Origin of the sequence: Leeuwenhoekiella parthenopeia (genome assembly GCF_020782115.1) — a bacterium.
Classification (GTDB): domain Bacteria; phylum Bacteroidota; class Bacteroidia; order Flavobacteriales; family Flavobacteriaceae; genus Leeuwenhoekiella; species Leeuwenhoekiella parthenopeia.
On the sequence record NZ_JAJGMW010000033.1, the window covers coordinates 33,891 to 43,855 of the forward strand.

At 39.6% G+C, this 9,965-nt stretch carries 6 protein-coding genes and 1 pseudogene; 2 read left to right on the forward strand and 5 right to left on the reverse strand.

The genetic code is table 11. From position 1 onward, the window contains the following. Window positions 1–178 precede the first annotated feature (178 nt). Window positions 179–991, forward strand: coding sequence for a hypothetical protein (locus tag LLW17_RS17755; protein ID WP_228231635.1), 813 nt, complete (start codon window positions 179–181; stop codon window positions 989–991). Window position 992: 1 nt separating this feature from the next. Then, complete coding sequence (locus LLW17_RS17760; RefSeq protein WP_228231636.1) at window positions 993–2,165, forward strand: hypothetical protein; 1,173 nt, start codon at window positions 993–995, stop codon at window positions 2,163–2,165. Window positions 2,166–2,236: 71 nt separating this feature from the next. On the opposite strand, the gene LLW17_RS17765 is transcribed toward LLW17_RS17760, so the two are convergent. The 5 genes and pseudogenes from LLW17_RS17765 to LLW17_RS17785 form a co-directional block, all read right to left on the reverse strand. After that, the gene (locus LLW17_RS17765; protein WP_228231637.1) at window positions 2,237–5,077 is read right to left on the reverse strand and encodes a M16 family metallopeptidase; all 2,841 of its coding nucleotides are present in this window, start codon (window positions 5,075–5,077) and stop codon (window positions 2,237–2,239) included. A gap of 134 nt (window positions 5,078–5,211) precedes the next feature. Beyond that, entirely contained in the window at window positions 5,212–6,093 is an 882-nt protein-coding gene (locus LLW17_RS17770; protein WP_228231638.1) for an SDR family oxidoreductase, read from the reverse strand. Window positions 6,094–6,178: 85 nt separating this feature from the next. Further along, window positions 6,179–8,434, reverse strand: a complete 2,256-nt coding sequence (locus LLW17_RS17775) for a TlpA family protein disulfide reductase (RefSeq protein ID WP_228231639.1) — start codon at window positions 8,432–8,434, stop codon at window positions 6,179–6,181. A 120-nt stretch (window positions 8,435–8,554) separates the two neighbouring features. Further along, window positions 8,555–8,794: pseudogene (locus LLW17_RS17780) on the reverse strand (methylmalonyl-CoA mutase); the annotation flags it as partial. Window positions 8,795–8,820: 26 nt separating this feature from the next. Then, window positions 8,821–9,762: a DUF3858 domain-containing protein gene (locus LLW17_RS17785; RefSeq protein ID WP_228231640.1), complete on the reverse strand. Its 942-nt coding sequence runs from the start codon at window positions 9,760–9,762 to the stop codon at window positions 8,821–8,823. Window positions 9,763–9,965 lie beyond the last annotated feature (203 nt).

Below are 9,965 nucleotides of genomic sequence, written 5' to 3' on the forward strand. Positions count from 1 at the left end.
CTATGGATGTGCCAAAACACACAGTTCTTGTGATCCTTGCGCACCACCACCACCACCTCCTCCACCATGTGGCGGTACACCAACCTAGAATATATACTGGTTGGGTGGCACCGTAAGGTGCATTTAAAACTAAAAGTTCAAATTAAATTTTTAATTTGAACTTTTTACATTTTTATATATGTCTCAAAAAACAATCTCTACCTATTTTTTTACTCGCCTTCTTGATTTCATAAGCCCTTTATGTGATATCAGGAACACTGAAACCTTCAGCGATTTTAAGAATGCTGTTGATTATTATACCTATTATACATTTACCATAGATGCCCTAATAGATGGCGAGCTTGACTTTGAGACTTCTTCAAATCCTGCTGATTATAAACTGGTTAAAGCAAATCTTAGGAACACCCGCTCACTACAAATTCTAACGGGTCTTTTTGGATCGAGTTCTGAGTTTTGGTCTTTGATGGAAAAATACATGAGCACCTATTATTCCGGTTTGGTTGTTGAAAAACAGCGTAGTGCAAATGCGTTTGTTCACGACCTAAACAGCTTTAAATCTTATGCTTTGGCCAAACACGCACCCGCATTTGTACCTTCCGGAGGCTTGATTTTGCTTTTTGATTCTCAGGTAACTCAGGAGCGGCTCGAGCAGTTGCTTACTCCTTTGTTTTACGGTATGCAGATGCTTGACGATATGGAAGATTTTAATCGCGATACCATTTCAGGACAATTGACCTATTGCATCAGCCGTACTCGAATTTACATTGAGGAAAACCAAATTGAAAACCCAAACAACCTGGAACGCTTTGAAGAGCGTGTATTTTATATGTCGGGTATTGCCCGGGAGTGCAACGACTTTGCAGAAGCTCAATTTAGACAGGCTCAGGAACTCGCCCGAGAACTTCAGCTAGACGAGTTAGTTTTATGGATTGATTCGATGTTTCAAATGCTGAAACACAACCAAAATATTATTGACGAGGTAAGTAACTAATATGTCGGTCTTAAAAGAAAGCTATTCCCTGTCGCATTACGAAAAGAACTCCTGGGTTTTAGAAAGCCGGGGAATGCATTACATTATTTCGGCTCCTGCAAAAGAACTTTTAGAACTACTAAAGGAATCGGAAAGTCTTTCACAAGCTTGCGATGCTTTTAACAACAGATATGGTTACCAGTTTTCTGAAAGTCAATTTTGGGAATTTATCATTAACCGGCTCGGTTTTACGGGTCTTATAGCGGGTTTTGAACCTGAGGTAGAAAAAGAGCATAAGTTTATTAACCTGCAATTTGTCATATTTAAACCTGCTCTTGCAGCGCGGCTCGGGAGACCTTTACAGCCTTTATTTAACCAAAGCTTTTTTTATATCACCTTCAGTCTGCTGCTAATACTCGCGATATACAGTTTGTTTACAGTTTCGTTTCAAAGCCTGGGTTTTTCAGTATTTGCTTTAATGGCTTTGTATCTGGTAACCATAATCCTTCACGAACTGGGTCATATTGCTTCCTGTAGAAAATTTACCGGGAAAAACGGTGAGATAGGGGGAGGCCTGTATTTGATTTTTCCGGTACTGTTTTCAAATATCACCGCCTTATGGCAGGCCGGTAAATCTGAGCGGGTAATTGGTAATCTGGCCGGAGTCTATATGCAGTTGTGGTGTTTGCTGTTTTTCTTTTTACTGCATCAATTTTATCCTGATGTTGTTTTATTTAATCAAATCGTTTTTATGCTGTCTTTGTACAGTTTGATACAGCTCATTCCATTTATTAGATCTGACGGGTACTGGCTTTTGTCTGATTTAAGCAATACGCCCAATCTGCTGTCAAAAGCAAATGAATCCTTGAGAGACTTTTTAAAATCACCATTGGCATATTTTACAAAGGATAAGCGACCTAAGGCAACCTTTTTATTGCTGTATTCGGTGTTTAACAATGCGCTTATTCTTTATTTTATCACGCTCCAGCTTTTGCGTAACCGGCATGCCCTGCTTCATTTTCCGGAGTATTTGCTCGATGTGTTAAAGCATTTAATTCAGTTAGAACCGGTGGCTTTTGACTTTAGTTATTTCCCCGTAATTTTATTTTACATCGTAAGCTTTCAAATGCTCAAGCGCATTTTTGATTCTGTTTTTAAAACGAAAAAGCAACAGCAGTCTGCTATTATCAAGTAAAATTTTGGCATAAAAAGACTCCCTTAAATACCTTAGTATAAAAGGGAGTCTTTTAAATGATAGCAACCGGTTTACTCGGTTTCTTCAGGCATTAATACACCCATAAAATAGTTATCATCCAGATATTTGTTTGCAACTTCCTGAAGTTCTTCTGCAGTAAGCGCCTGTACACGTTCTTCAAAACTCATCATCATGGCGATGTCTTTATCTTCCTCATCGCTATCCTGTAAGGCCGCAAGCCAGAAGCTGTTTTTCTGCATCTCGTCTTTACGTTCCTGAAGATAAGTTTCTTTAACTTTTGCAAGATCTTCTGCAGTAGGACCGTTTTCTTTAAGTTTTTCTACTTCAGCAAGTGCAGCTTCTGTAAGTTTTTCAACATTATCAGGTCCGCAGGGGAAACTGATGCTGAATGTTGCATTTCCGTAAGGGTATTTACGTATACCGCCGTTTGCACCTACACCATAAACACCGCCTATTTCTTCACGCAACTGCTCGATAAGCTTAATAGTTAGCACTTCGCCTAAAGCATCCAGTTCAAGAGCTTCGTCTGCATCGTAAGTAGTTTCTTCAACCCAAACAATCTGCACCTGGCTCTTAGGGTCTGTACCTTTGTTAACTACCACTTTTTGCTGCTCATCTTTCGGTCTGAAATCAGATACCTCAAAAGTTTCATTACTGTTTTTACCCGGTAGGCTACCGATGTACATTTTTGCAAACTCTTTAAGTTGAGCCTCATCAATATTGCCTACAAAATAGAAATTGAAATCCCCTGCGTCTGCAAAACGCTCCTGATATTTGGCATACGCCAAATCGTAATCTGCTTCATCGAGTTTTTCAGGAGTTGGGAAGCCATTGTATCTGGGATTGCCCTCGTTACGAATTTTTCCAATTTCGTTTTGATAGTAGAAATTAGGATTAGCCATCAGGTTACCTAAGAAGCTTTTTTGCTTGGTGATAAACGAGTTGTAGGCTTCCTCATCTTTATTTAGATCGGTAAAATACAGATAGACTTCCTGAAAAAGGGTTTCCAAATCCTTTGGCGCAGCCTGACCTCTGAAACCTTCGGTAGTAGAGGAGATAAAAGGAGATACCTGTACAATTTTCCCACTCATCAGTTTATTCATATCATTGAGTGAAAGACCGCCAATTCCGGCCTGGGTCAAACCACTATTAGCAAAAGCTGTTGCCAGATAATCCTCATCGGAATACAGACTGGTTCCGCCATAGCTATATGCGCTGAAAAGGATTTCATCATTTTTAAAATCGGTGATTTTGTAAGTGATTTTAGCCCCATTGCTCAGGGTAAAGCTTTTAAAATCCAGATCAGCATTTACGTCTTCAGAAACAATTTCTCCGGCTTCAGGCTTGGCTTCAAGGAGTTCGCTACGCACGGCCTCGTCTACGTAAGCAATTAATTCTGAATTTTCAACTTCTTCCAATAAAGCCAGAACTTCAGCTTCCTGTACAGGTTCTAAGCCCTCTTTTTCGGGTCCTGTAAGTATGATTACGCGGTTGTCAGGATGAATAAAATTCTGAATAAGACCATTTACATCTTTAAGATCAATCGTTGGCAACACTTTTTGGTAGAAATCATATTCCCATTCGATACCGGGAATAGGCTCTTCCTCCAGAAAATTGTTTACATATTCGCCTACAATACGGCCGCTTTCAATCTTATCGCGGTCTTTATAGGTTTTTTCCATACGTGCCAAAAGTTCTTTTTTAGCACGCTCCAGTTCACCTTCCTGAAAGCCAAAACGCTTTACACGCTCATTTTCTACGAGAAGGGCCTTTAATCCGTCAAGCTGACCGGTTTCACTGGTGTTTGCCATAGATTGATAGGCGTTTTTGTCACGGGCATAAGTACCACCGTAGTAGCTGTATCCAAAGATAAAGGGCGGATTGGCTTCATTACGCAATTCATTAAGTCTGTTGTTTAACATGGTTGAAAACAGACTGCGAACTATTAAATCTTTATAATCCTGAGTTGTTTTTGTGGCCGGACTTTTAAAGGTGTCTTTGTACATCACCTGAACGCGGCTGAAAGGGGCTTCCGGGTCGGTAGCTACGGTAACAAACGTCTCTTCGTGGTTGGGAAGGTCAAATTCCTCACGTTTAGGAGCATTTTTCTTAGGTTCAATTTTACCGAAATGATCCTTAATTTTTTGCTCCAGAGTGGCTACATCGAGATCTCCCACAGCGACTACCGCCATTAAATCGGGGCGGTACCAGTCATTGTAAAACTTCCGAATGGTTTCATAATCAAAGTTTTCTAAAACCTCTTTTTTACCAATGGGTAAACGCTCGGCATATTTTGAACCGTAAAGCATTTTAGGTAAATACTCCTGAAGCATACGCTTGTCAGGTCCTAAGCCCAGACGGTATTCTTCAAGTACCACGCCGCGTTCGCCGTCAATGGCTTCTTCAGTAAGGGTCGTGTTGTGCGCCCAATCTTCCAGAATTTGAAATCCTTTTTCCAACTTTTCAGGATCATCACTGGGGATGGGTAAGATGTATACCGTTTCGTCAAAACTGGTGTAGGCGTTAAGGTCAGCACCAAATTTAACACCGATGCTTTGCAGGTAATCTACCAGTTCATTTTTCTGAAAATTGGTTGTACCGTTAAAGTTCATATGCTCCATAAAATGCGCCAGACCCTGCTGATTATCATTTTCGAGAATGGAACCTGCATTGACAACCAGACGTAGTTCTACTTTGTCTTCGGGCTTGCCGTTGTTGCGAATGTAATAGGTGAGGCCGTTATCGAGCTTTCCTATTTTTACATTGGGATCTGTTGGGATCTGACCTTGCGGAATGTTTGCCGAATTGGCTTTGCTCTCCACATTTTGAGCTTGTACCGTTCCCAGAAGAAACAGACAGAGGCCAAAAATCCAAAAATTGTGCTTTTTCATTAATACGTATTTAATGTTAGTGTAAGTAGTTGCCTGAACAGGCAGTATATAGGGATATTTAAAACTAATAATTTAGTTTTTTAAAAGCCATAAAAAGGGACTTTAATTTCAAAGAAATTTTTCTTCGAAAAGATTTAGCCCTTGCGCTTAGCCTTAACCATAGCTTCCAGCTGATCCCATAATTCTTCAGGGATGTCTTTGAGGAGGTTGAATTGTCCCGCACCTTCAAGCCACTCGCCACCGTCTATGGTCACAACTTCGCCATTGAGATAAGCTGAAAAGTCAGAAACGAGATAAGCTGCCAGATTGGCCAGTTCCTGATGATCGCCTACGCGACGCAGCGGTACTTTTTTAGACAGATCAAATTTTTCCGCCAGATCTCCCGGAAGCAGTCGTTCCCAGGCGCCTTTGGTAGGGAAGGGGCCGGGTGCAATCGCATTAGAGCGTATGCCGTACTTCGCCCATTCTACTGCAAGGGAGCGCGTCATCGCCAGTACACCGGCTTTTGCGGTCGCGCTGGGTACTACATAGGCTGAACCCGTCCACGCGTAGGTAGTCACGATGTTGAGAATGGTTTTGTTTTTTTCGCCCTTGTCAATCCAGTGTTTACCAAATGCCAGCGTACAGTTTTTACTTCCCTTTAATACAATATCAATTATTACATCAAAAGCATTGGCTGAGAGTCGCTCGGTAGGCGAAATGAAATTACCTGCGGCATTATTTAGAAGCACGTCAACACTACCAAAACGTTCTACAACCGCATCCCGCATCGCTTCAACCTGATCGTAGTGGCGTACATCGCATTGCACGGCAAAGCAGGTGCCTCCGGTCTCATCCTCAAGTTCCTGAGCGGTTTTTTTAAGTTTATCGAGATCTCTGGAGGTAATTGCCACGTTGGCTCCGAGTTCCAGAAAGTATTTGGTCATTGATTTTCCCAGACCACTGCCACCACCGGTGACTACAATAGTTTTTCCTTTAAGCGCATCGTCGCGCAGCATTTTATCGGTGTAATTCATAAGAGTTTCGTGTAATTCGTATTGCTTTTTTTAAATGTACATTTTTCAGCAAACGATTCAATCACCAAATCCTATTTTTTCTAAACTACTGGTACTTCTTTAGGATTTTTGGTAACTCAAAATCAAACGCATACATTTTAAAATCAGCATCAACCACATTGCCAACTTTGTCTAAAACAATGTATTGAGGAATTCCATTAAAACTGAATATATCCCTGAAACGGTGATAGGTGCTCTGATCTACCCGATACACATGTTCCAGCTCCTGTTCAGCGATAAATTTATCATAGGTTTTCTGGGGGGACTGGGATTCATCGGTGATAAAGACAAATTCAAAAACAGGATTGTCTTTATACTTTTTACGGGTTTCTTTCATATGTTTAATGGTTGCCACGCAGGGGCCGCAAGAAGTAGCCCAAAAATCAACAAACAGGATTTTCCCTTTAAATTTGTCTGTAATCTTACGAAAGGCCGTGGTACCCTTACCTTCGGGAAGTACTAGGGTATTTTCTTTAAAGACTTCGGATGCAGGTAGATCTCCATCAACCAGCTCTTCGTTATCGGACACTTGAGGATAGATCTGGTCATACATACGCTGTCCTTCAGCTTTTAAAAATGGGTTATCTATGTCTTTTTTAAGGTTCGTCCAGACCAGCTCTGAAGTTTCTTTTCCCCAGAAATCAAACTGAAATTTTAAACTTCGTACTTTAATAATATCACTTGCCAGACCCTTTTCAACACCAAAAAAATTCACAAGCAGGCTGTCTTTTTGCTTCCATTTTTCCAGTTCAATTGGTGCTTTATCTTTTGGGAGGGGCTCTGTGTATTTTTTACTAAAATTCTGTAACTCCACAAAGTATTTTTCATTAAACTCATCAGATAGCTGTCTGCGTTCTAAAGAGTCTAGTTTTGAAGCTTCATCTTCAGACAGTGGTTTTAAAAGTTCCTTAAATTTATTTTCCAAAAGAATTCCTTCTTCGTCAAAGTACTCCTGCAAGGTTTTTTCAGATTGACGATATTTGGCCCTTGAAGAATTACGGTCTACTTCCTGAAGCGGATCTGCATATTCCAGGCGGTTTATTAAAATTTTAAATTGATTCGTTGCTAAAGCGGCGGGATCATTAACCAGCAATAAATCTTGCATATCTTCATAAAACGAGTCTGGAATTTCGGTATTTGAAACTAAAAGAGTTGAGTCTTTTCTTTTTTCAGAAGCCCTATCGCTTACAAAATCTAGCAAATTTGTACTTGTAATCATTTTAACATCAGCCTGAAGGAGTTCCTGTGCCTTGGGCGAAATATTTTTTTCCAGTATATACTGGTTCAATCTATCCCTATTATTTTCGTAAGTTGCTATTAATGAATCCTTGAATACCAACGGCTCAATGGTAGTTGTCATTTTTAAATATTCTTCATATTCCTTTCTATTGTTGTACTTCGCCTTGTTTATATCAAATTGACTTAACTCTTCATTTATCTGAGCTAGTGGACCATAGTATTCCACGTTTTCCAATTCGTAACGACGGTCACGATAACGATCTGCGAGTAAAAACTCTTCCCAATCTATTATAAGCCCCAGGGTAGTGCCGGGTTCCAGATAAATGGTAAAATTTTTCTTATAAATTACAAAAAAGGTCTCTGTGGGATGTACCAAAGGTATTTCGGCTTCAAATCGTCCATCAGGAGCGATTTCTATTACAGTGGGATATTCTTCCCGGGTAAGCTCGTTACCGATGTAAATCATACCGGTTTCAAAACCCAGTCTGGGATCATAACCTTTGATATAACCTACAACACGCCCCATTTTTCGACTGAAAAAGCTATCAGAATCAAAACTTTCTAATGCCGGGTCAGATTTTGCTACCTCTTGCTTCAGCCAGGTCATCACCTCTGATGGTACTTCTTTACGAGTTTGGGAATCTGTTTGTATAAGAGAAATTCCAAAAATAGTCTTGGAAGCATCCACATAATCGATTTTTTGAGTGGAAAGTGGAAGCGGTTCAAAAATGAGTTCTGTGAATTGTTCGCCAGACTCTGGTGTCCAGAGTTTTTCATCAAATTGAGCACCTATCACTTCTTTGATCCTGTACTTTTTATCGGTAGCTACATCCCTCAGATACGTGTCTTTGGTAAAGTTGACCCACCAACCGGGAATAAATTTAGAATGAATGGTGACTCGGGTTTCTTCAGGAGTCCTTTCTATTCGGCTTACATGCGTGATTCCGCTCGTTGTAACTTCATAAGAAGGATTATCAATTACTTGTGTGGTCTTCTGTGCATTGCAAAAACTTGCAAGGCTAAAAACCAGTAAGAATGCTAAGTTGTAATTGTTGATTTTCATGATTGATGAATTTACAGAACAATAAACTTAGTTAAAAAATGAGGCTTACCAGACTATGGTACAGGTATATAGGTTTAAATGTAACGTTTAAAGAAACATTTGTTACAGCTGAAATTGATGTTACTCTTCAAAAGTCTTCAATAAAATCTCCATAATCGAAATGGTCGCCTCACTGATTTTCGATCCCGGACCAAAAACCGACACGGCACCTGCGTCAAACAGAAACTGATAATCCTTACGCGGAATCACGCCACCCACGATTACCATAATATCTTCGCGATCCAGTTTTTTAAGTTCTTCAATCACCTGCGGGACTAAGGTTTTATGACCTGCCGCGAGGGAGGAAACGCCCAGGATGTAATGTTTTCTGCGAAGCGTTTAGCGGGCTAGAGCTTTTTTAAAAGCATTTTTTCGTTAGTAAATTGATTAGCAGCATCTAAAAATTCTACCATTAAAGGCCAATTAGAATTGGGCTCGTAATTGTGTTTGTAGTTTTTGTTAACGGAAAGTTCTATTTCGTCGCCTTTCAGTACTGCCTCACTTACAAATGTGCCGGTTGTATTATCTACATTTATATTGAATTTTTCAAGACCTGCAACTTCATAACCGGCTGGAATTTTAAAAGTTATTTTGTAGAAATAACTTCTGGGATAGGTCATATAAATATTTTCTGTGCGTTCACGGTCTTTTTCCGTGAGATCTATCTGATCGGTTATCAGCTTTCCGAGTTCTACAATATGGTTAGGACCTGCTTTTTTAACAAAAGCATCTTTTACCTTAAAAGACTCTTCATACGAGAAGTAGGAGTCAAAACCATACCGGCCAGTTTCCTGTATTTCAAAGACGTAGTCTTCTATTTTATCTATACCAAACTCGCTCTCGGTTAACTTTTGTAATCCTTCTAAGCGTTTTTCTTCAAGCTGAGTTTTGAGTGCTTCGATTTTTGGCTCATACTCTGCCCTTGTTTTTTTGCTTAAAAGCTCTATAAACGATTCTGTTTGGTACTTTTCGTAGTCTTCATAAACATAATCGGTATAGATTAATTTCCCGTAAAACTGATCATTTTTCTGATGACCTTTATGTCTGGATTTTATGTTTACTGTAGCTTCCGAAAGGTTGTTCTCTAACGAAAATGTAATCTCTTTACGTGATTCATTATCAAGATAGCTGCTCGTAGGTAATTTACTTTTTTCAATACGGTCTAAGTTATTTTTAGATGCAGATAGGGTGTAGATATCAGTTCCCTCTAAAAAAGGAGAAATTTCGTTAACCGATGTATAGGGGCCAAAATATTCCAGAAAAAGGGGATTTGGCAGATTGATTTTCAAAACTACATTCACATTTTGTTCAATATGAGCATCCCCCCATTTGTAGGGCAGTTTTCAGCTTAAATTAAGTTCCGGCTATATTGACTAAGCTGCTTTTTGTTGTTTGTTTAAATACTTTACCAGCGGTATTTCGTTTTCTATTCCCTGATGCCTTCTTTTTGTATTGTAATAACTAAAATACGTTTTTAATTGTTGGTATAGAT